This is a genomic window from Enterobacter sp. ODB01 (genome assembly GCF_001623605.1).
GTDB classification, from domain to species: Bacteria; Pseudomonadota; Gammaproteobacteria; order Enterobacterales; family Enterobacteriaceae; genus Enterobacter; species Enterobacter kobei.
In genome coordinates this window covers 4,284,230-4,305,178 of the sequence record NZ_CP015227.1, presented here as the reverse complement: position 1 = coordinate 4,305,178, position 20,949 = coordinate 4,284,230, and the positions used below count along the sequence as shown (strand labels likewise).

Genomic DNA, 20,949 nt, shown 5'->3' with positions numbered 1-20,949 from the left:
AATAATGAGCAAAAAATATTTAGCTGTACTGCTATTTTTATCAACCGTGATATTAAGTGGGTGTACTTCAATTCTCTGGGCCTTGAGTAATCCAAATGATAACAGCAGGCATTCTGAACGAGTTGAAGCATATAGTGATGAAATCCAGTCCGCTTTTGAATACAAAAATGTCAATCTGAGTACTAAGTCGCTCTCAGGCGCAACAGGAATTATTGATATTCCATCTGAAGGTGTCGGTTTTATTGGTAAGAAAAATGTGTATTTTGTCACTCAGAATGGCAATGCTTTGCTATCACTCAATAAACTAATGAAAGATATTCCACTTAAGGCAATCGGAAGCAGTAAGTATATAGATATTAGTCTTGTCAGCGATTATCAGGGCTATGGTAACGCCGGATTTAATCAGTTCATTCATGTAAAAACTCGACAACCCGCATCATCATTAACGTTTAAAGAAAGAACCCGGCTTACGGATGCCTCTTTTCGATTAAAAGACGGATTCTATCAACGGTCTGTTGAGATCAGAGGTGTTATTATCAATAAGTCAAGATTCGGAGGAGCCATACCGGGTGAAGCATCTCTCAATGACAGCTATCAGGTTCGTTTTTATAGGTACACATCCAGTGCAGGTATGGACGGAGGGAAGCTTGCATTCAATGTATTGATGACCCCAGTCACTCTGACCGGAGACATCCTGCTGATTCCTTTATATCTCCTAATGATGATGAATGGATGATGTATACCACATCTCATCATGGATTACGTTGTCAATTACATTGCATGTCTAATTAGAGGGATTTATGCCGGAGAGTCTTTGGGGTTGCTACTGGTCTGCGTGGAAAAAAAGTTTCATATATCAAGGGGTAGCTACCCGGCAGGAGTTTTGGTTATTTATTATTATCAACCTGATTGTTTTCTTTCTTATCGGTGCAGGGAGCTATTTCCTGCGCGTTGATGTCATGGCGGATAAAACCAGTGCCGGAGGCATTGCATTGGTTTGGGCCTATTTTATTTATCTTCCTTTGCGCACATTTGGATCTTTGATTTTACTCTTTCCTTTTCTTGCGCTTGGTGTACGTCGCATGCACGATACTGGAAAGTCAGGATGGTGGTTTGGGAGCCTGATGCTTCTGGAAATTTTTATTTTACTAATGTTAGCTGTCCTGATGTATTACGTCCTCCGGCATTTTCTGGATGAGGTTTCAAGCCAGCAGGTAGCTAAAGGTTTCACCATAAGTGTCAGCATTATGGTTGCTTTTGCCCTGGTCTGGTTATGTAGTAAACCAACAAAAATAAAACACCCGATCTCATCTTCTGATTCGATGAATTAATTACCTGAGGGATTTATTTTTATGGATCATTTAACCCTGCGTTATTACGACGCAGAAATGCGCTACCTGCGTGAAGCCGCGAAAGAGTTCGCGCAAACCCACCCCGATCGCGCAGCGATGCTCGACCTGGATAAGGCCGGCACACCGGATCCGTATGTTGAACGGCTGTTCGAAGGCTTTGCTTTCTCAATGGGACGGCTACGGGAGAAGATCGATGACGACCTGCCGGAACTGACCGAAGGGCTGGTCAGTATGCTCTGGCCACACTACCTGCGAACCATTCCGTCACTCTCGGTGGTCGCGTTCACGCCTGCGCTTCAGACTGTTAAGATGGCGGAAGTGATGCCCGCGGGTCTGGAAGTATACTCCCGCCCGGTTGGGCCGAAAAACACGGTTTGCCGTTACCGCACCACCCGCGATGTGATGCTCAATCCGCTGAATATCTCCCGGGTGACCATGGCCACTGAGCCGGACGGGCGCTCGTTGCTGCGGATGCGTTTTGCCTGCAGCACCCAGGCGGACTGGTCCCATGCGGACCTCAGCCACCTGAGTCTTTATCTCGGGGCGGACGCCCCGGTCAGCAGCCAGCTGAACCTGATGCTGACCAAACGACAGGCTGCCCTGTATATGCGTCTGCCCGGACAGACCGACCGTATTCGCCTCGACGGGTATTTCTCACCGGGCGGGTTTGCGGAGGAAGACGGGCTGTGGCCGAAGGGTGATACCGCCTTTAGTGGTTACCAGCTGCTACTGGAGTATTTCACCTTCCGCGACAAGTTTATGTTTGTCCACCTTAACGGCCTTGAGGGCATTACACCGCCTGCCGGAGCGGAGTATTTCGACATTGAAGTCGTGTTCAGCACACCGTGGCCATCAGAGCTGCCGGTCACCGATGACGCGGTTCGTCTGCACTGTGTGCCGGTGATTAACCTGTTCACACTGGAAGCTGACCCGCTCACCATTACCGGGCTTGAAAGTGAGTACCTGCTGCGCCCCAAACGTCTGCAGGACGGACACACCGAGATTTATTCGGTGGATTCGGTGACAGGCTCAAACCGGACCGGTGATGCAGAGTATGTGCCGTTCAGCAGCTTCAGGCACAAGGGCGGGATGATGCGCCGTCATGCACCACCCCGTTACTACCACACCCGTGTGAAGCGCAGCGTGACCGGGCTGTATGACACCTGGCTTATCCTCGGTGGCCACCAGTGGGAAGATGACCGCTTGTTTGAGCGTGAAGCTGTCTCGCTGCAAATCACCGGCACCAACGGCCAGCTGCCGCGCCGTGCGCTACAAAGCACGCTGCTTGACCGTTGTGAGCAGGTGGTCAGTACACAACTTTCAGTACGCAACCTCTGCAAACCAACGCTGCCTGTTTACCCGCCAGCGGAAGACCGTTTCCACTGGCGGGTGCTGAGCCACCTTGGCTCCGGATTCCTGAATATGATGAGCACCGCTGAAGTGCTGCGCGGGACGCTTGCACTGTATAACTGGCAGGAAGATGAACTGAACACCCGACGCCTGGAGGCGATTCAGCAGGTGGCGCATCATCGCCTTCAACGTTTTGAGCAGGGTTACCTCCTGCGGGGGCTGGATATCGAAGTGACCCTCGACAGCAACGGCTTCACTGGTGAGGGCGATATTCACCTGTTCGGCGAAATGCTCAACCGATTCTTTGCGCTTTATGCCGATATGAACCAGTTCAACCAGCTCACCCTCATCGTACAGCCAGAAGGAAAATGTATCCGGTGGAAAGAGAACCACAGTCCGCGCCTGCCCGGCTGATAGCGCTGCTGGGTGACCGGCTGCCATACATGAATTTTTACCGTTTCTGTCGGTTGCTGGAGCAGAGCCAGCCGGATAAACCGGTCACCGGCAGCACATGGCAGGTACGGCATGAGCCGGTGCGCTTCCGGCCCCATCCAGGCATGAGTTTTCCGGCATCTGAAATCAAAGGGATTGAGCAGCCTGAGTATCCGCATCTTCCGCCGACTGTACGTATCACCTTTATGGGGCTCTACGGCGTGGAGTCTCCACTGCCGACGCACTATATCGATGACATTACCCAGCGACGGGAAGGGTATGAGGCCACCGCGGATTTCCTCGATATCTTTAACCATCGGCTGATTACCCAGTATTACCGTATCTGGCGTAAATATTCATACCCGGCGACTTTCGAAGAAGGCGGTAAGGACAAAACCTCGCAGTACCTGCTGGGACTGGCCGGGCTCGGGATTAACGGCTGCACGGACAGTATCGCGACCCCGGCTTCGCGCTTTCTGGCACTGCTGCCGGTCATGTTACTGCCGGGGCGTACCGCAGAAGGCATGGCCTCGCTGGTGCGCCTGCTGGCACCCAACACGCAGGCGAAAATCTGGCATCATGACAAACGCCGTGTGCCGCTGAAGAAGCCACTGACCATGAGCGTCAGCCAGCCCGTCTCCCTGACAAATCGCCCGGTGATGGGCAGCTATGCCACCGATGTGAACAGTCAGGTACTGATGCGTCTGTACACCTCGAATCCGGCTGAAGTACAGGGCTGGTTACCAGGCGGCGAGCTTCACACGGATTTAATGGCATTGCTGCATGTGTATCTTGGGTCACGGCTCGACGTTCGCCTGCAGTTGTGTGTCGATCGTAGCCTGTTGCCGGACGCGACAATGAGCATTAAACCTGAGGTCGGCGCAGTACAGTTGGGCCGCACCGCCGTAATGCGGCCGCTAAATGCGGCGAACACTGCCGCACATTGCAAAACAATAACCATCAATCTTGGCCGCTATGAGCGGGTACAGGAAAATATACACCGCAGGGAGACCGATGAAGATGGCGATTACCGCTGGTAAATTTCCTCTGGCTGCGCTGGCCGCCAGTATCACACTGATGCTGACGGGCTGTGGGCTGACTCAAAAAGTGACTGACGGCACCGTTGCTGTGACCAAATCTATTTTTTATAAGCAGGTAAAAATTCTCCACCTCGATATCCGTGCCCGCGAGGCCGTGAACAACAACGCCGGTGGTGTAGCACTGTCGACAGTGGTGCGTATTTATCAACTTAAAGACCGTAAGACCTTCGACAGCACGGACTACCCGTCTCTGTTTAAAGCCGATAGTGAGGCCATTAATGCAGATCTGGTGGCAGAGAAAGATATCCGCCTGCAACCGGGCGGTGCTGCGACGGTGGATATGCCAATGGAGGAGGACGCTCAGTACGTGGCAGTGGCAGGGATGTTTATGTCGCCGGACCAGACGAACAATACCTGGCGCGTTGTGCTGAGCCGTGATGATCTTGATCCGGATAAAGCACGGGTTATTGAGGCGGGCAACAACCGATTGACCCTGCAGGTGCTGAAAGATGAGTGAGTCATCCAGTCCTTCACTTTATGAAACGCTTTACGGCAATTTCACCGGCGGCTTAGATCTTCATCAGGTCAGCGAGGAAAATCAGGTCATTCTGTCGGTACTGGATAACATGCAGCGCGTTCTCAACTGTCGCGCCGGCACACTGGCGCATCTGCCCGACTATGGCCTGCCGGATATGACCAAAATCCTCCAGGGTATGCCAGGTACCGCCCATGAACTGATGGGCACCCTGTCGGCTGTCCTGCTCAAATATGAACCCCGCCTGAAAAGGATAGATGTGGTCCTGCTGGAGCAAAACGTACCTGGCGAGCTGCGTTATGCCATTGATGCTGAGCTCAAAGGTATCGGCCAGGTGCGCTACGGCACCGAGTTTATGCCGGAAGGGCGGGTTCTCCTGCGGCATCTTAAGCAACAGCAATATCTCGATACGAAAACTCGTCTGTAAGGCCAGAAAACACCATGTCAGAAAAATCACAGTTCCTCAAAAAACTACAGGCCAGACAGCCAGTTCCGGTTTCGTTTACCAGCAAAACTCAGGCCGATATTGCAGCGTTCCACCAGCGAATGGCACAGCTTCAGGAGCAAATGGACGCGTGGCTGACAGGTACCGGACTGAATATGGAGCTGTTCACTGCATCGGTCACGGACCTGCTGGTGGAAGGCGGGGCTTTTGACATTCCCGGTATCGTCCTGCATTACGACGACCGATCTGTAACGTTTACGCCGGTATTTTTGTACGGTCAGGGCGTGACCGGATGTGTGGAAGCGGCCTTCCACACTAAAGGAAGCATGTCGTCACTGGGGCGTTTATTTATGCGTTCAGGTACGGTGAGCGACTGGACCTATACTCCGGCGGGTGCATTATCACGTTCTGGAGAGCGTTTTGATGAGAGCACATTTTTTGGTCTGATTTTGGCGCTTCTGCCATAGCTGCGGGTACTGCAGCCCCTCTGAATATGCAGCACGCGAAGCCGCATAAACGACGACCTTCACTTACTCCTGATACGCCAAATGGACGACTGGCCATGAATGACATTATCCCACGTAAAATCAAAACCGGCGGCGACCCGCGCACGCTACCGGACTATACCGCCCTGCGTGATGAGCTGAGTAAGCTCACCCATCCGGCGCGTCCAGACGTTAACTGGCGGCATGTCGAAAAACTTTGTCTTTCACTGTTTGAGCAGAACGGCGTGGAGCTTCAGACGCTGGCCTGGTACACGCTGGCTCGGACGCAGCTGGCCGGATTATTCGGGCTCAATGAAGGTCTGGCGATACTGGAGGCGCTGATTAGTCATCAGTGGGGGGCGATGTGGCCACAGCCGGTTCATGCCCGCATGGAAATCCTCAGCAGCCTGAGTCAGCGTCTGCAGCAACGGATGCGCTCGCTCCCGCTCAATTACAGCGACCTCAGCCAGCTGTACCAGGCTGAGCAACGGCTCACCGCGCTGGGGGAGGTGCTGCAGCGCCTGGAGCTTAAGCATCATAGCCAGCTGGATACGTTGCGTACCCTGATGCACAACAGTGCTGTCCGGCTGGAAAACAGCGAGGGAGCAACCGTCTCTGCCAGTAGTCCTGTTGAAGAAGATAACGCCCGGAACGAAGCAGTAAAATGGGTGTATGTCGCACAGTCGGAGTACCCGGCGAATGTTGACGTTCAGACGGCAATACCCGGTCAGATGAAAAAGTGGAAATCTTTCGTCGCCGGCATGGGGACCATGCTGGTGATAAGCGCACTTGCATTATGGGGGTGGCAGTATCTTCACCGTACTGACCCGCTACAGGCTCAGCTTGCAGCCTCATTGTCACCTTTGCCTGCACCTCTGTCACCTGAACAGCTTAAAACGTTGCGCCAGCAATCTTCGTTACCGAAAACAGCGATCGCGCAAACGCAGCAGCAACTTGCCCTGCTGGATAAATTGCCTCTCGACTGGAGTATGACTTACAGCCGAAAACTCACGGAACAGGCTGAGATGTTGTGGCCGGAGCAGGCTAAGCCTCTGGTTCAGCAGTGGCAGCAGCAACGGAATGCCGCGGCGTTACCAACAGAACAACTGAACGGCTGGCATCAGGGGATGGCAACGCTGGAGAAGTTGAGTCACCGCCTGAACGGTCTGGATGAGCAGAAGGGGAAATACATGACCGTCAGTGAGCTGAAGTCAGTGGTTTTTTCCGCTATGCAGTCATTTAATCAATCGATACCGGCTGAAGAACAGCTCCGACGACTGTCGCAGTATCCTGCTGGAAATGTACTTCCTGAAGGGGAGAAGACTCAACTTGAGCTGCATTTAAAACAACTGGCAACGCGTTATGCTCAAATAAAACAGGACGCCTCTGTTCAATGAGTTGATGGGGCGAAATTGGCTGAAAAAAGAGAGAAAGGTCAAAGTGCCCCCTGCAGGAATCGAACCTGCAACTAGCCCTTAGGAGGGGCTCGTTATATCCATTTAACTAAGGGGACGAGGCGGCACGAGTATAGCGTTATTTACACTTTGCGTTAAGCGCATCGCCGCCTGACTGCTCAAAGAGTCACCATTCAGCCCGTTTTTTTTGCCGAATTGCCCTCATTCTCCTGCGCCTTTAGCTCAGCTTTGCGTTTGTTAGACATGTCGTTACGGATTTGTGCATGGCTTAACAGCGCGAAGATAAACGTTCCGCCGCAGATATTCCCGGCCAGAGTCGGAAGGGCGAACGGCCAGAAAAAATCAGTCCAGTGAAGCGTACCATTAAAGACCAGATAAAGTATTTCAACGGTACCGACCACAATATGCGTGGTGTCCGCCAGGGCAATCAGCCAGGTCATCAGTATGATCACCACAATTTTGGCGCTGCCTGCGGAAGGAAACATCCACACCATCGTGGCGATAATCCAGCCGGAGATGATGGCGTTTGCGAACATTTCGGCCGGCGTGTTTTTCATCACGTCCATGCCAATTTTCACAAACGCATCCCGGGTAGGTTCATCAAAGATCGGCATATATTCAAACGCCCAGGCGGCGATACCCGTGCCTATAATGTTACCCAGCAGGACCACGCCCCACAAACGCAACAATAAACCGAAATTGCCGAGGGTTGGATTTTGCATCACTGGCAGAACGGCAGTCACCGTGTTTTCAGTAAACAGCTGCTGGCGGGCCATGATGACAATAATAAAGCCGAAGGTATAGCCGAGGTTCTCCAGTAAAAAACCGCCGGGGACACCCTCAAGTTGAACATGAAATATCCCTTTTGCGAGCAGTGACGCGCCCATTGACAGTCCCGCAGCGATGGCTGACCAGAAGAGGGCCATGGCATCGCGCTCCATCTCCTTTTCGCCATCCTGGCGTATATGTTCGTGAATTGCCATCGCGCGGGAGGGGAGGCGATCTTCATCAACTTCTATCTTCTCGCCGCGCGCTTTCTCCTCGCTCTCAATTTCAATATCCTCTTTGCTCTCTGCAATTTTGTCTTCACCCACTTCTTTCATAACGGCTCCCGGAGGTTGATCTTTCTTTTAAGCGTAGCGGCTTTTATCAGGATGCCTGTGGGGATGCTCTTAAATTGGCGGCAATGACAACAAAGGTGAGACATCTCTTTCAAAGGCATTATAAAATTGCCAGCGAAACGAATTCCAAAAGCCAGGCTATGCTGAGATCAGAGCCACGGTGTTTATTGCCCGTGCTTGTGCTCATAGACATCGGTAAACGTGCTGTTACAATCACTTGCACGTTTACAGACGGAGCGCCAGATGCTTCGTTACGGATGGCAATCAACGATAGCCATACTGAACAGGGAGATATTTATGAAACTTCGGCTGTCGGCGCTTGCGCTGGGCATGACGATGCTTGTGGGCTGCGCCAGCTCCGGGGAGCAAACGGGACGCTCCGATCCTCTCGAAGGATTTAACCGCTCCATGTATAGCTTCAACTACAACGTGCTGGATCCGTATGTGGTTCGGCCGGTGGCAGTGGCATGGCGCGATTATGTTCCACAGCCTGCGCGTAATGGGCTAAGCAATTTTACCAGCAACCTCGAAGAGCCCGCGGTTATGGTGAACTACTTCCTGCAGGGTAACCCGTATCAGGGGATGGTGCACTTTACCCGCTTCTTCCTGAACTCCATTCTGGGGATGGGCGGCTTTATTGACGTCGCAGGCATGGCGAACCCGAAACTGCAGCGTGAACAACCGCACCGCTTCGGCAGCACCCTGGGGCATTATGGCGTAGGTTATGGTCCGTATGTCCACCTGCCGTTCTATGGCAGCTTCACCGTGCGTGATGATGGTGGCGATATGGTCGATACGTTGTATCCGGTCCTGTCGTGGCTGACCTGGCCGCTGTCGGTGGGTAAATGGACGGTGGAAGGGATTGAAACCCGCGCGCAACTGCTCGACTCAGACGGTCTGCTGCGCCAGTCTTCCGATCCTTACATTATGGTGCGTGAAGCATACTTCCAGAATCACGATTTTATTGCCAACGGTGGCAAGCTGAAGCCGGAGGAGAATCCAAACGCGAAGGCTATCGAAAACGAACTCAAAGATATCGATTCGGAATAAATAAAAAAGGTGAGCGATGCTCACCTTTTTCGATTTCAGTGCGCTTAGAACGCGTAGTTAAAGTTCGTACCGAACAGCCAGGCTTTACCTTCAGAGGTAAACTCGTACGGACCTTCCTGGAACGTCACTTTCTGACCGTGCATATAAGATACGCCCGCATCGATGGACGCATTCTCGTTGAACGCATATGTCGCACCAGCACTTAACCAGAAGCGGTCCTGATCCGGAATGGAAATGGAACGTTTGTCTGCCGGAACCGGGCTGTCGTCAAATGCGATACCGGAGCGGAAAGTCCAGTTTTTATCGTAGTAGTAGGTGGTACCCAACGCAATACGATAGGCGTCGTGGAAGCTTTCATCCTTATAGAACAGCGTTTGACCATTGTTGCCGGTTGCTTTCAGCTCCTGGAACTGGCTCCAGCTGGTGTAGGCCAGGCTATAATGAATAGCCCATTGTGGTGCCACGCGGTTGTAACCGGAGACTTCCCACATTTCTGGTAAATGCAGCGACAGTGAACCTGGAACTGTCTGGTTTGAAGTACCCCATGGAATGGTGGTACCCGCGCCTGGAACCAGGTTGTTGACTGGCGCCAGGATGCCGCTCTTGTAATCGCCGTCGAAGTCAATTTTCACTTCGGAACGATAGGTCAGGCCCCAACGGTTGTTTTTGTCCAGCTCATACAGGATACCGGCGTTCCAGCCATAGCCCCACTCATCACCTTTCAGGCTGGCAATTTTATTGCTGTTTTTCGGCAGGCTGGCAGTCTGCTCGCCGGAGTAACGCTCAATTTTTGCATCAGCGTAGACGGCATCAAAGCCCAGACCAAAGCTCCAGCTGTCGTTCAGACGATAAGCACCGCTCAGGTTCAGGTTCAGCGTCGTAAGATCGGTTTTACCGCCGTATTCACCTGCCGGATAGTTGTTATTGAATTCAGTTGCAAGGCCGTAGTTGGACGTGACGGACGCCCCCCAGCCAAATTGCTCATTAATAGGTGCAACGAAGTGCAGGTTGGGTACCCATGCGGTCGGGGCAATATTGTCCGCTTTCAGGCTCGCACCTGTGTAAGGCGACTTGCCAGAAATGTTGACATCAGGATCGATATATACCGCACCCGCAGAGAAGGTCGGGCGATCGAACATCATGATCAGTGCAGGGTTACGGCTGGCGTTACCTGCATCATCAGCAATTGCACCTTCCCCAGAATACGCGCGGCCAAGGCCAGAGGAAGAAAATTCGTTTAACTGAAAGCCCGCTGACCAGGCGGAAGTGGAGACGATTGCCACTGCGACTGCCAGCGCAGTCTTGTTGAACAGGGTTTTCTGGCTCATGACCATAACCTCATTGAGTTATTTTTATTCAATAATTGTTACATACCGTAACAGGAGCGCGAAGTGTAGGGTCTGAGGTTTGACAGACAAATCAGACCAGTGGCCAGAGTATAGGTCTGACCAGCTGGGATGTTGCAAGTTTGTTTATTAATATTTTCAAACATGTTTCATGAAACGAGATCTGGTTGGCAAAAATGTGACCATCGCGACTCAGTCAAAAGGGTGGTTTTTGTTTTAGATCATTTTTTAGTGTGATATTGGTCACTTATCCGATTTTGCGCCATTAACGGCTGGAGAGAGCCTGCGCCGGGGCGTAAAATAGCAGCATCGTGTTTATCTCGCGCGCTGCGCGAATACAGAGGAAATTGAGCTATGAGTAAATGCAGTGCTGATGAAACCCCGGTTTGCTGCTGTATGGATGTTGGCACCATCATGGACAACTCCGATTGCACAGCGTCTTACAGCCGTGTGTTCACCAACCGCGCTGAAGCGGAAGAAACCCTGTCCGCGCTGAGCAAGCGTGCGCGTGATGTTGAATCCGATCCGTGCGAAATCAAATCTACCTTCACCGAGGTGGACGGCGGCGTGAAGCTGGATATTGACTTCGTGTTTGCCTGCGAAGCAGAAACGCTGATTTTCCAGCTGGGCCTGCGTTAATTCCTGCGGGCTGGTGCCCTCACCCCGACCCTCTCCCACGGGAGAGGGTGCAAACACTAAAAACGGTAACCTACGGGTTACCGTTTTGCTTTTACCTCGGGGCATTTTCTTTTTCTTCTCTGTGTCTTACCTCGCACTTTTTCGTTTCCCCAATTGGCTCAATGTAAAAAAATGGTTAAGACTATTATCAGGTCAGACCACTTAACGTTTGCGTCAATTTTTTACAGGGGAGTGTTATGAGTCAGGCATTACCGCTTATTACCCGTCAGGGCGATCGCATTGCCATTGTCAGTGGTTTGCGTACGCCGTTTGCGCGTCAGGCAACGGCGTTTCATGGCATACCGGCTGTCGATCTGGGGAAAATGGTGGTGGGGGAGATGCTGGCTCGCAGCGAAATTCCGCCTGAGGTCATTGAACAGCTGGTTTTCGGCCAGGTGGTTCAGATGCCTGAAGCTCCCAATATTGCGCGAGAAATTGTCCTCGGCACCGGGATGAGCGTTCATACGGATGCCTATAGTGTCAGTCGCGCCTGTGCGACCAGTTTCCAGGCGGTGGCTAACGTGGCGGAAAGCCTCATGGCGGGCACCATTCGCGCCGGGATCGCCGGAGGCGCCGATTCCTCTTCGGTACTGCCTATTGGCGTCAGTAAAAAGCTGGCCCGTATTCTGGTGGATGCAAACAAAGCCCGCACGACCGGTCAGAAGCTCAAACTCTTCTCGCGTTTACGTCTGCGCGACCTGATGCCTGTACCCCCTGCTGTCGCAGAATATTCTACCGGCCTGCGCATGGGCGATACCGCGGAACAGATGGCGAAAACCTACGGCATTACCCGTGAGCAGCAGGACGCGCTGGCGCATCGTTCACATCAGCTGGCGGCGAAAGCCTGGTCAGAGGGCAAGCTCACCGACGAGGTGATGACCGCTTACACGCCTCCTTATCGGGAACCTCTGGTTGAAGACAACAATATCCGCGGTACCTCGACGCTGGCGGATTACGCCAAACTGCGTCCGGCGTTCGACCGTAAACATGGCACCGTGACTGCGGCCAACAGTACACCGTTGACGGATGGGGCAGCCGCCGTGATCCTTATGACCGAATCCCGCGCGAAAGAGCTGGGCATCACCCCTCTGGGCTATTTGCGCAGCTATGCCTTCACCGCCATTGATGTCTGGCAGGACATGTTGTTAGGTCCAGCCTGGTCCACGCCGCTGGCACTGGATCGCGCAGGGCTGACGCTGGCTGATTTAACCCTGATTGATATGCACGAAGCCTTCGCCGCACAAACCCTGGCAAACGTACAGCTGCTGGCAAGCGAGCGTTTTGCACGTGATGTGCTGGGGCGCGCCCATGCCACGGGTGAAGTGGATCAAAGCAAATTCAACGTGCTGGGTGGTTCGATTGCCTATGGTCATCCGTTTGCGGCGACTGGGGCGAGGATGATTACTCAGACATTACACGAGCTACGTCGCCGCGGTGGCGGGTTTGGCCTGGTGACCGCCTGTGCGGCGGGTGGCCTGGGTGCTGCAATGGTTCTGGAGGCTGAATAATGGAAATGACATCTGCATTTAACCTGACGGTTCGCCTCGATAATGTCGCCGTAATCGCCATTGATGTGCCTGACGAAAAAATGAATACCCTGAAGGCGGAGTTTGGCACTCAGGTTCGCGCGATGCTCAGGCAGATCCGCGAAAACAAGGCCATTCGCGGTCTGGTGTTTATCTCGGCCAAGCCGGATAACTTTATTGCCGGGGCCGACATTAACATGATCGCCCGGGCGCAAAGCGCGCAGGAAGCGGAAGATCTTGCGCGTCAGGGGCAGCAGGTAATGGCCGAGATCAACGCGCTGCCGATCCCGGTGATTGCCGCGATCCACGGTGCTTGTTTGGGTGGTGGACTGGAGCTGGCGCTGGCCTGCCACAGCCGCATTTGTACTGACGATGCGAAAACCGTTCTGGGCCTGCCGGAAGTGCAATTAGGTCTCCTGCCTGGTTCTGGTGGCACGCAGCGTCTGCCGCGCCTGGTAGGGGTTAGCACCGCGCTGGAAATGATTCTCACCGGCAAGCAGCTGCGCGCCCGTCAGGCGCTGAAAGCCGGTCTGGTTGACGATGTCGTTCCCCACGCGATTTTACTGGAAGCTGCTGTAGAACTGGCGCTGAAAGGTCGCCAGCCAAAACGTCCTCTTCCGGTGCGAGAGCGTGTGCTGGCGGGTCCTCTGGGAAGGACGATCCTGTTCAACATGGTGGGCAAAAAGACCGAACAAAAAACCAAAGGCAACTACCCGGCGGCGAAACGGATCCTGGAGGTGATTGAAACCGGGTTGTCACAGGGAAGCAGTAGCGGCTATGCCGCTGAAGCCAAAGCCTTTGGCGAGCTGGCGATGACGCCGCAGTCACGGGCGCTGCGCAGCATTTTCTTCGCCAGCACAGAGGTGAAAAAAGATCCGGGCAGCGAGGCTGAGCCTGCTCCGCTGCGTGCAATTGGCGTGCTCGGGGGTGGGCTGATGGGCGGCGGCATTTCTTTCGTTACCGCAAGTAAAGGGAAACTGCCGGTACGCATCAAAGACATTAACCCTAAGGGAATCAACCACGCGCTGCAGTACAGCTGGCAGAACCTTGATCAAAAGGTCAAGCGCCGCCATATCAAGGCAAGCGAACGTGATAAAACCCTGGCGATGATCTCCGGCACGACGGACTACAGCGGTTTTGCGCACCGCGATCTGGTGATTGAAGCCGTATTTGAAGATCTGGCGCTCAAGCAGCAGATGGTGGCGGACGTTGAACAGCATTGCGCGCCGCATACCATTTTTGCCTCGAATACGTCGTCATTACCCATCGGCGATATCGCAGCGAAAGCCGCGCGTCCTGAGCAGGTGATTGGTCTGCACTTTTTCAGCCCGGTAGAAAAAATGCCGCTGGTGGAGGTGATCCCTCACGCCACAACCAGCCCGCAAACCATCGCTACCGTGGTGAAGCTGGCGAAAAAACAGGGCAAAACCCCCATCGTGGTTGCGGACAAAGCCGGCTTCTACGTCAACCGTATTCTGGCGCCGTACATCAACGAAGCGATGCGGCTGCTGACGGAAGGGGAGAAGATTGATCACGTCGATGAGGCACTGGTAAAGTTTGGCTTCCCCGTTGGTCCTATCCAACTTTTGGATGAGGTGGGAATAGACACCGGCACTAAAATTATACCTGTACTGGAAGCCGCTTATGGCGATCGTTTTGCGCCGCCTGCAAATATTGTTTCTGCAATTTTGAAGGACGATCGCAAAGGCAGAAAAAATGAACGCGGTTTCTATCTTTACGGCGCGAAAGGGCGTAAAAGCAAGAAACAGGTCGACCCTTCTGTTTATGGGCTTATCCCGACCTCAGGTCAGGGGAGACTCTCCGCCGTTCAGTGTGCTGAACGTTGTGTGATGATGATGCTCAATGAAGCGGCACGCTGCTTTGGTGAGCAGGTGATCAAGAGCGCACGGGATGGCGACATCGGCGCCGTATTTGGTATTGGTTTCCCGCCGTTCCTTGGCGGCCCGTTCCGTTACATGGATACACTCGGCGCGGGTGAAGTGGTGGCTATTCTGCAACGTCTGGCATCGCAATATGGCCCGCGGTTTACACCGTGTGACGAATTATTGCAGATGGCGGAACGGGGCCAGACATTTTGGCCTGCAAGAGAAACTGTCCTCGTAAGCTGAGGTCAAAGAAGGGTAAATCCCGACGTGAATGAACCTGTTCTGGCGATTTTGTAAACAGAGATTGACTATACTTACGCCATTGAGGTAAAAAACAGCGTTTCATTCACCGAATGGATCAGGCACAATGCCCGGCCATCGGGTTTTCTACCTCAGAGCATTTATCGCGGGTAGTCAACGCCGGTGATTCTGGTTAACAAAAGCGGTGCAATATGCAAGTTTTTATCATGCGTCACGGCGACGCGGCACTCGATGCCGCCAGTGACTCAGTACGTCCTTTAACAGTCTGTGGTTGCGACGAATCTCGTCTGATGGCAACCTGGCTTAAAGGCCAAAAAGTGGATATCGAACGCGTTCTGGTGAGTCCGTTCCTGCGTGCAGAACAGACGCTGGACGTGGTAGGGGAGTGTATGAACCTGCCATCCAGTGTCGATGTTCTTCCTGAACTGACGCCATGCGGTGATGTCGGCCTTGTCAGCGCCTACCTTCAGGCACTGTGCAATGAAGGTGTCGCTTCCGCACTGGTCATTTCCCACCTGCCACTGGTTGGCTATCTGGTTTCTGAGTTGTGCCCGGGCGAAACGCCGCCAATGTTCACCACATCCGCCATTGCCAACGTCACCCTCGACGAAACCGGCAAAGGGGTCTTTAACTGGCAAATGAGTCCGTGCAACCTGAAGATGGCAAAAGCTATCTGACGTGACGTGCGACAGGGCGGGGTGCAAATGTGCTTCCCGCCATGCTGTCAGGGCAACTCAGGCGGTTGCCACTCCTCAACTTCTATCAACACCAGCAATGCGGCATCTCCGCCGTACTCTTTGGGTGCCTGATGAAACGCCATAACATGTGGATGCTGAGCCAGCCACAGCGGCGTTTGTTGCTTAAGAATATGTTTCCCATGGCCGTGCATCACGCAGGTGCAAAACACGTGTTCGCGGCGACAGGCGGCGATCAGTGCCCCCAGCTCCTGTTTCGCCTGCATCTGCGTTAATCCGTGCAGATCGAGAAACAGCTCCGGTGAATAATCTCCGCGACGTAATTTTTTCAGTTCAAAGTGGCTGACGTCCTCGCGCACGTATTTCACCGCGCCCTGAGTATTCAGCAGCGGTTGAAACTCATCTGAAAAATAGTGGCTGTTATCCGCCTGCTCCTGCAGCAGTCGTTTGACCGGAACGTCGCTGATTTTTTTACGCTGCGGGCGATGGACAATGGTGTCCTGCGTGATTTTACGCGTCCCGGTCATCAGCTGGCGGAAGAGAGCCTGATCCTCCTCGCTGAGCGATGTTTTCTTTTTCATTCGTCACTCTCATCTCGTATTTCCGATAGTGTACCCGACTAAACGCATTTTTTAACCTCAAGCGCGACGCGTCATTGCTGATTTATCGCCGTCTTCATGGCAAACTAGCCGCCGAAAATTATGCGAGCATGCCCTGGAGGAAAGAGTGGATAAAATATTTGTCGATGAAGCAGTAAACGAGCTGCATACCATACAGGACATGTTGCGCTGGTCGGTTAGCCGCTTCAGCGCCGCCAACATCTGGTACGGTCATGGTACCGATAACCCGTGGGATGAGGCCGTTCAGCTGGTGCTGCCGTCTCTTTATCTGCCGCTGGATATTCCGGAAGACATGCGCACCGCGCGCCTGACCTCCAGTGAAAAACACCGCATTGTTGAGCGGGTGATCCGCCGCGTCAACGAACGCATTCCGGTCGCCTACCTGACCAACAAGGCCTGGTTCTGCGGCCACGAATTCTATGTTGATGAGCGCGTGCTGGTGCCGCGTTCACCGATTGGTGAGCTGATCAACAACCACTTTGAAGGCCTGATTCACCATCAGCCGCAGCACATTCTGGATATGTGCACCGGCAGCGGCTGCATCGCGATTGCCTGCGCCTATGCCTTCCCGGAAGCGGAAGTGGACGCCGTCGATATCTCTACCGACGCGCTGGCCGTCACCGAGCACAACATTGAAGAGCACGGCCTGATCCATCACGTTACGCCAATCCGCTCGGATCTGTTCCGCGACCTGCCGACGCTGCAGTACGACCTGATCGTCACTAACCCGCCGTACGTCGACGCTGAAGACATGTCCGATCTGCCAAATGAATACCGTCATGAGCCGGAGCTGGGTCTGGCGTCAGGCACTGACGGCCTGAAGCTGACTCGTCGCATTCTGGCCTGCGCGCCGGATTACCTGACCGACGACGGTGTTCTGATTTGTGAAGTGGGCAACAGCATGGTACATCTGATAGAGCAGTACCCGGATGTGCCGTTCACCTGGCTTGAGTTCGATAACGGCGGTGACGGCGTCTTTATGCTGACCAAAGCGCAGCTGCTCGATGCGCGCGAATACTTCAGTATCTATAAAGATTAATCCAGCGGGCTTCGGCCCGTTTCACAACGCTCAAACACAAACAACAACATCGGAGCCGTGATGGCAGGAAACAGTATTGGACAGATATTCCGCGTGACCACCTTTGGTGAGTCGCACGGGCTGGCTTTAGGTTGTATCGTTGACGGCGTACCGCCCGGCATCGAACTGACTGAAGCTGATTTGCAGCACGACCTTGACCGCCGTCGTCCGGGCACCTCTCGCTACACCACGCAGCGTCGCGAGCCGGATCAGGTCAAAATTCTCTCTGGCGTCTTTGAAGGCCGCACCACCGGGACCAGCATTGGTCTGCTGATCGAAAACACCGACCAGCGTTCTCAGGACTACGGCGCTATTAAAGACGTATTCCGTCCGGGCCACGCTGACTATACCTACGAGCAAAAGTACGGTTTCCGCGACTATCGCGGCGGCGGACGCTCTTCCGCGCGTGAAACCGCAATGCGCGTGGCGGCGGGTGCCATTGCCAAAAAATACCTGCAGCAGAAATTTGGCATCGTCATTCGCGGCTGTCTGACCCAGATGGGCGATATTCCTCTGGCCATTAAAGACTGGGACCAGGTTGAGCAAAACCCGTTCTTCTGCGCCGATGCCGACAAGCTGGATGCGCTGGACGAGCTGATGCGTGGCCTGAAAAAAGAGGGTGACTCCATTGGGGCGAAGGTCACCGTGGTGGCCGACGGCGTGCCGCCAGGCTGGGGCGAGCCGGTGTTTGACCGTCTCGACGCTGACATTGCGCACGCGCTGATGAGCATCAACGCGGTAAAGGGCGTAGAGATTGGCGACGGGTTTGACGTGGTTCAGCTTCGCGGCAGCCAGAATCGCGACGAAATCACGAAAGCGGGCTTCCAGAGCAACCATGCGGGTGGCATCCTCGGCGGGATCAGCAGCGGGCAGCAGATTGTTGCGAATATTGCCCTGAAGCCAACCTCCAGCATTACCGTGCCGGGCCACACGATTAACCGCTCTGGCGAAGAAGTTGAGATGATCACCAAAGGACGTCACGATCCTTGCGTGGGGATCCGTGCGGTGCCGATCGCAGAAGCGATGCTGGCGATCGTGCTGATGGATCACTTCCTGCGCCAGCGCGCGCAGAATGCGGATGTGACGACCACCATTCCACGCTGGTAACCATGAAAAAAACCGCAATTGCTCTGCTGGCGCTGCTCGCCAGTGGAGCCAGTCTGGCCGCCACGCCGTGGCAAAAGATCACCCATCCGGTGGCGGGCAGCGCGCAGTCTATCGGCGCCTTTTCGAACGGCTGTATCGTCGGCGCGCAGGCACTTCCGCTGCAATCGGATACTTATCAGGTGATGCGTACCGACCAGCGCCGTTACTTCGGTCACCCTGACCTGGTGCTGTTTATTCAGCGACTGGGAAACCAGGTACATAACCTGGGGCTGGGGACGATGCTGATTGGCGATATGGGCATGCCTGCGGGCGGGCGCTTTAACGGCGGGCACGCCAGCCACCAGACCGGACTGGATGTCGATATCTTCCTGCAGCTACCGAAAACACGCTGGACGTCCGCGCAACTTCTGAAACCGCAGGCGCTGGATCTGGTGGCGAGTGACGGTAAGCGCGTGGTGCCCTCCCTGTGGACGCGGGATGTGTCCAGCATGATCAAGCTGGCAGCAGAAGATAATGACGTCACGCGGATCTTTGTGAATCCGGCCATCAAACAACAGCTCTGCCTGGATGCCGGAACTGACCGCGACTGGCTGCGCAAAGTGCGCCCGTGGTTCCAGCATCGTGCGCACATGCACGTTCGTTTGCGTTGCCCGGCAAACAGCCTGGAATGTGAAGATCAGCTGTTACCTCCGCCAGGCGATGGCTGCGGTGCGGAGCTGCAGAGCTGGTTTGAACCGGCAAAACCTGGAACCTCTAAGCCTGAGAAGAAGACACCGCCTCCGTTGCCGCCTTCCTGCCAGGCGCTACTGGATGAGCATGTACTTTAATGGATAATTTCGTCGATCTGTTTATGGTGTCCCCGCTGCTGCTGGTGGTGCTGTTTTTTGTTGCCATGTTAGCCGGGTTTATTGATGCGCTTGCTGGCGGCGGCGGGTTGTTAACGGTACCCGCACTGCTGGCGGCGGGCATGAGCCCCGCTCAGGCACTGGCCACCAACAAACTTCAGGCCTGCGGCGGCTCGCTTTCGGCATCGCTCTATTTTATCCGCCGCAAGGTGGTGAGCCTCGCCGATCAGAAGCTCAATATTCTGATGACCTTTATCGGCTCGACGTCGGGCGCGCTGCTGGTGCAGCACGTACAGTCCGATATTTTGCGCCAGATCCTGCCGATTCTGGTTATCTGCATCGGTCTCTACTTCCTGCTGATGCCAAAGCTCGGTGAAGAAGACCGTCAGCGTCGCTTGCATGGCTTGCCGTTTGCCCTGATAGCCGGGGGCTGCGTCGGTTTTTACGACGGCTTCTTTGGCCCGGGCGCAGGCTCGTTTTACGCGCTGGCGTTTGTGACGCTGGCCGGGTTTAACCTCGCTAAATCTACCGCCCATGCCAAAGTGCTTAATGCGACCTCTAACCTTGGTGGCCTGTTGCTGTTTATCATTGGCGGCAAGGTCATCTGGGCAACCGGTTTTGTCATGATGGCAGGGCAGTTCCTGGGGGCGCGCGCGGGCTCGCGCCTGGTATTAAGCAAAGGACAGAAGCTGATTCGCCCGATGATCGTCATCGTTTCGGCGGTCATGAGCGCAAAGCTTCTTTATGACAGCCATGGACAGGAGATCCTCCACTGGTTGGGGATGAACTAATGAACAGTACGCATAACTACGAACAGCTGATTGAGATTTTTAACGGCTGCTTTGCTGATGATTTTAATACCCGTCTGATTAAAGGCGACGACGAACCGATCTATCTTCCTGCTGATGCCGAAGTGCCGTACAACCGGATCGTCTTTGCGCACGGCTTTTACGCCAGCGCGCTGCATGAAATTTCGCACTGGTGTATTGCGGGGAAAGCGCGTCGCGAGCTGGTGGACTTCGGCTACTGGTACTGTCCGGACGGACGCGACGCCGCAACCCAGGGCCAGTTTGAAGATGTGGAAGTGAAACCGCAGGCGCTGGAATGGCTATTCTGTGTCGCGGCGGGTTTCCCGTTCAACGTCAGCTGTGACAACCTCGAAGGCGACTTCGAGCCAGACCGTATCGTCTTCCAGCGCCGCGTGCATGCACAGGTGATGGAATATCTTGAGAAAGGCATCCCGGAACGTCCGGCCCGCCTGATCGAGGCTTTACAGAATTATTACCACACGCCGGTGATCACGGCGGAATGCTTCCCCTGGCCGGAAAATCTTTAACTGAGGAAAAAAGATGATCGCAGAATTTGAATCACGCATTCTGGCGTTAATTGATGACATGGTGGAACACGCCAGTGATGATGAGCTGTTCGCCAGCGGTTATCTGCGTGGTCACCTGACGCTGGCTGTTGCCGAGCTGGAGGCAGGAGACGATCATTCTGCCGAAGCAGTGCATGATGAAGTCACCCGCAGCCTGGAAAAGGCGATTCAGGCGGGTGAACTGTCCCCGCGCGACCAGTCTCTGGTGCTGGGCATGTGGGACACGTTGTTCCAGCAGGCTAAACGCTAAGTCATCGTATTTCGCCCGGTGGCGCTGCGCTTACCGGGCCTACGAATATCCCCTCTC

22 protein-coding genes and 1 tRNA gene are annotated in these 20,949 nt (G+C 54.3%); 19 read left to right on the top strand and 4 right to left on the bottom strand.

The genetic code is table 11. The features are described 5' to 3' along the window. The first annotated feature begins 4 nt into the window (after positions 1–4). The 8 genes from A4308_RS20475 to A4308_RS20440 all read left to right on the top strand — a co-directional run bounded on the left by A4308_RS20475 (position 5) and on the right by A4308_RS20440 (position 7,036). Entirely contained in the window at positions 5–736 is a 732-nt protein-coding gene (locus tag A4308_RS20475; protein WP_023331006.1) for a hypothetical protein, read from the top strand. A gap of 64 nt (positions 737–800) precedes the next feature. Continuing rightward, on the top strand, positions 801–1,331 hold the full coding sequence (locus A4308_RS20470) for a DUF805 domain-containing protein (RefSeq protein ID WP_023331005.1): 531 nt from the start codon (positions 801–803) through the stop codon (positions 1,329–1,331). A gap of 21 nt (positions 1,332–1,352) precedes the next feature. Beyond that, positions 1,353–3,116 carry a type VI secretion system baseplate subunit TssF gene (gene tssF, locus A4308_RS20465; protein WP_023331004.1) on the top strand — a complete coding sequence of 588 codons (1,764 nt, stop codon included), beginning with the start codon at positions 1,353–1,355 and terminating at the stop codon, positions 3,114–3,116. After that, positions 3,071–4,174, top strand: coding sequence for a type VI secretion system baseplate subunit TssG (gene tssG / locus A4308_RS20460; RefSeq protein ID WP_045281768.1), 1,104 nt, complete (start codon positions 3,071–3,073; stop codon positions 4,172–4,174). Before tssF ends, tssG begins: the two co-directional genes overlap by 46 nt. Further along, positions 4,155–4,691 (top strand): type VI secretion system lipoprotein TssJ, encoded by a 537-nt coding sequence (tssJ, locus tag A4308_RS20455; RefSeq protein ID WP_023331002.1) that lies wholly within the window; start codon positions 4,155–4,157, stop codon positions 4,689–4,691. Before tssG ends, tssJ begins: the two co-directional genes overlap by 20 nt. Beyond that, positions 4,684–5,136 (top strand): type VI secretion system baseplate subunit TssE, encoded by a 453-nt coding sequence (gene tssE / locus A4308_RS20450; RefSeq protein WP_063308760.1) that lies wholly within the window; start codon positions 4,684–4,686, stop codon positions 5,134–5,136. Before tssJ ends, tssE begins: the two co-directional genes overlap by 8 nt. Before the next feature lie 14 nt (positions 5,137–5,150). Further along, the gene (locus tag A4308_RS20445) at positions 5,151–5,621 is read left to right on the top strand and encodes a hypothetical protein (RefSeq protein WP_045134524.1); all 471 of its coding nucleotides are present in this window, start codon (positions 5,151–5,153) and stop codon (positions 5,619–5,621) included. 95 nt (positions 5,622–5,716) lie between these two features. After that, positions 5,717–7,036, top strand: coding sequence for a VasL domain-containing protein (locus A4308_RS20440; RefSeq protein WP_045134523.1), 1,320 nt, complete (start codon positions 5,717–5,719; stop codon positions 7,034–7,036). 44 nt (positions 7,037–7,080) lie between these two features. Here the strand turns inward: A4308_RS20440 and A4308_RS20435 are convergent. Further along, a tRNA-Arg gene (locus A4308_RS20435) sits at positions 7,081–7,152 on the bottom strand. Positions 7,153–7,227: 75 nt separating this feature from the next. Then, complete coding sequence (locus A4308_RS20430) at positions 7,228–8,157, bottom strand: formate/nitrite transporter family protein (protein WP_014884689.1); 930 nt, start codon at positions 8,155–8,157, stop codon at positions 7,228–7,230. A gap of 315 nt (positions 8,158–8,472) precedes the next feature. Here A4308_RS20430 and mlaA point away from each other — a divergent pair, with 315 nt between their 5' ends. After that, positions 8,473–9,225, top strand: a complete 753-nt coding sequence (gene mlaA / locus A4308_RS20425; RefSeq protein ID WP_014884688.1) for a phospholipid-binding lipoprotein MlaA — start codon at positions 8,473–8,475, stop codon at positions 9,223–9,225. A gap of 44 nt (positions 9,226–9,269) precedes the next feature. Here the strand turns inward: mlaA and fadL are convergent, their stop codons facing one another. After that, positions 9,270–10,553, bottom strand: coding sequence for a long-chain fatty acid transporter FadL (fadL, locus tag A4308_RS20420; RefSeq protein ID WP_014884687.1), 1,284 nt, complete (start codon positions 10,551–10,553; stop codon positions 9,270–9,272). Positions 10,554–10,925: 372 nt separating this feature from the next. On the opposite strand from fadL, the gene A4308_RS20415 reads away from it, so the two are divergent. The 4 genes from A4308_RS20415 (at position 10,926) to sixA (ending at position 15,599) form a co-directional block, all read left to right on the top strand. Continuing rightward, complete coding sequence (locus A4308_RS20415) at positions 10,926–11,210, top strand: YfcZ/YiiS family protein (protein WP_014884686.1); 285 nt, start codon at positions 10,926–10,928, stop codon at positions 11,208–11,210. 236 nt (positions 11,211–11,446) lie between these two features. Beyond that, positions 11,447–12,757, top strand: coding sequence for an acetyl-CoA C-acyltransferase FadI (gene fadI / locus A4308_RS20410; protein WP_032635967.1), 1,311 nt, complete (start codon positions 11,447–11,449; stop codon positions 12,755–12,757). Continuing rightward, a complete protein-coding gene (gene fadJ, locus A4308_RS20405; protein WP_045281767.1) occupies positions 12,757–14,904 on the top strand; it encodes a fatty acid oxidation complex subunit alpha FadJ in 2,148 nt (715 codons plus the stop codon). Before fadI ends, fadJ begins: the two co-directional genes overlap by 1 nt. Positions 14,905–15,113: 209 nt before the next feature. Further along, complete coding sequence (gene sixA / locus A4308_RS20400) at positions 15,114–15,599, top strand: phosphohistidine phosphatase SixA (protein WP_014884683.1); 486 nt, start codon at positions 15,114–15,116, stop codon at positions 15,597–15,599. A 47-nt stretch (positions 15,600–15,646) separates the two neighbouring features. Here sixA and smrB read toward each other — a convergent pair whose 3' ends face one another. Continuing rightward, positions 15,647–16,198, bottom strand: coding sequence for an endonuclease SmrB (gene smrB / locus A4308_RS20395; RefSeq protein WP_045281766.1), 552 nt, complete (start codon positions 16,196–16,198; stop codon positions 15,647–15,649). 145 nt (positions 16,199–16,343) lie between these two features. Here smrB and prmB point away from each other — a divergent pair, with 145 nt between their 5' ends. From prmB to A4308_RS20365, 6 genes are read left to right on the top strand one after another with little or no spacing between them, the layout of a single operon-like run. Then, the gene (gene prmB / locus A4308_RS20390; RefSeq protein WP_014884681.1) at positions 16,344–17,276 is read left to right on the top strand and encodes a 50S ribosomal protein L3 N(5)-glutamine methyltransferase; all 933 of its coding nucleotides are present in this window, start codon (positions 16,344–16,346) and stop codon (positions 17,274–17,276) included. 60 nt (positions 17,277–17,336) lie between these two features. Beyond that, entirely contained in the window at positions 17,337–18,422 is a 1,086-nt protein-coding gene (gene aroC, locus A4308_RS20385) for a chorismate synthase (RefSeq protein WP_014884680.1), read from the top strand. Positions 18,423–18,424: 2 nt separating this feature from the next. Further along, on the top strand, positions 18,425–19,249 hold the full coding sequence (mepA, locus tag A4308_RS20380; protein WP_045281765.1) for a penicillin-insensitive murein endopeptidase: 825 nt from the start codon (positions 18,425–18,427) through the stop codon (positions 19,247–19,249). Beyond that, on the top strand, positions 19,249–20,058 hold the full coding sequence (locus tag A4308_RS20375) for a sulfite exporter TauE/SafE family protein (protein WP_023330989.1): 810 nt from the start codon (positions 19,249–19,251) through the stop codon (positions 20,056–20,058). The genes mepA and A4308_RS20375 overlap by 1 nt, the downstream gene beginning before the upstream one ends. Next, the gene (locus A4308_RS20370) at positions 20,058–20,603 is read left to right on the top strand and encodes an elongation factor P hydroxylase (protein WP_063308759.1); all 546 of its coding nucleotides are present in this window, start codon (positions 20,058–20,060) and stop codon (positions 20,601–20,603) included. The genes A4308_RS20375 and A4308_RS20370 overlap by 1 nt, the downstream gene beginning before the upstream one ends. Positions 20,604–20,616: 13 nt before the next feature. After that, complete coding sequence (locus A4308_RS20365; protein ID WP_014884676.1) at positions 20,617–20,892, top strand: YfcL family protein; 276 nt, start codon at positions 20,617–20,619, stop codon at positions 20,890–20,892. Positions 20,893–20,949 lie beyond the last annotated feature (57 nt).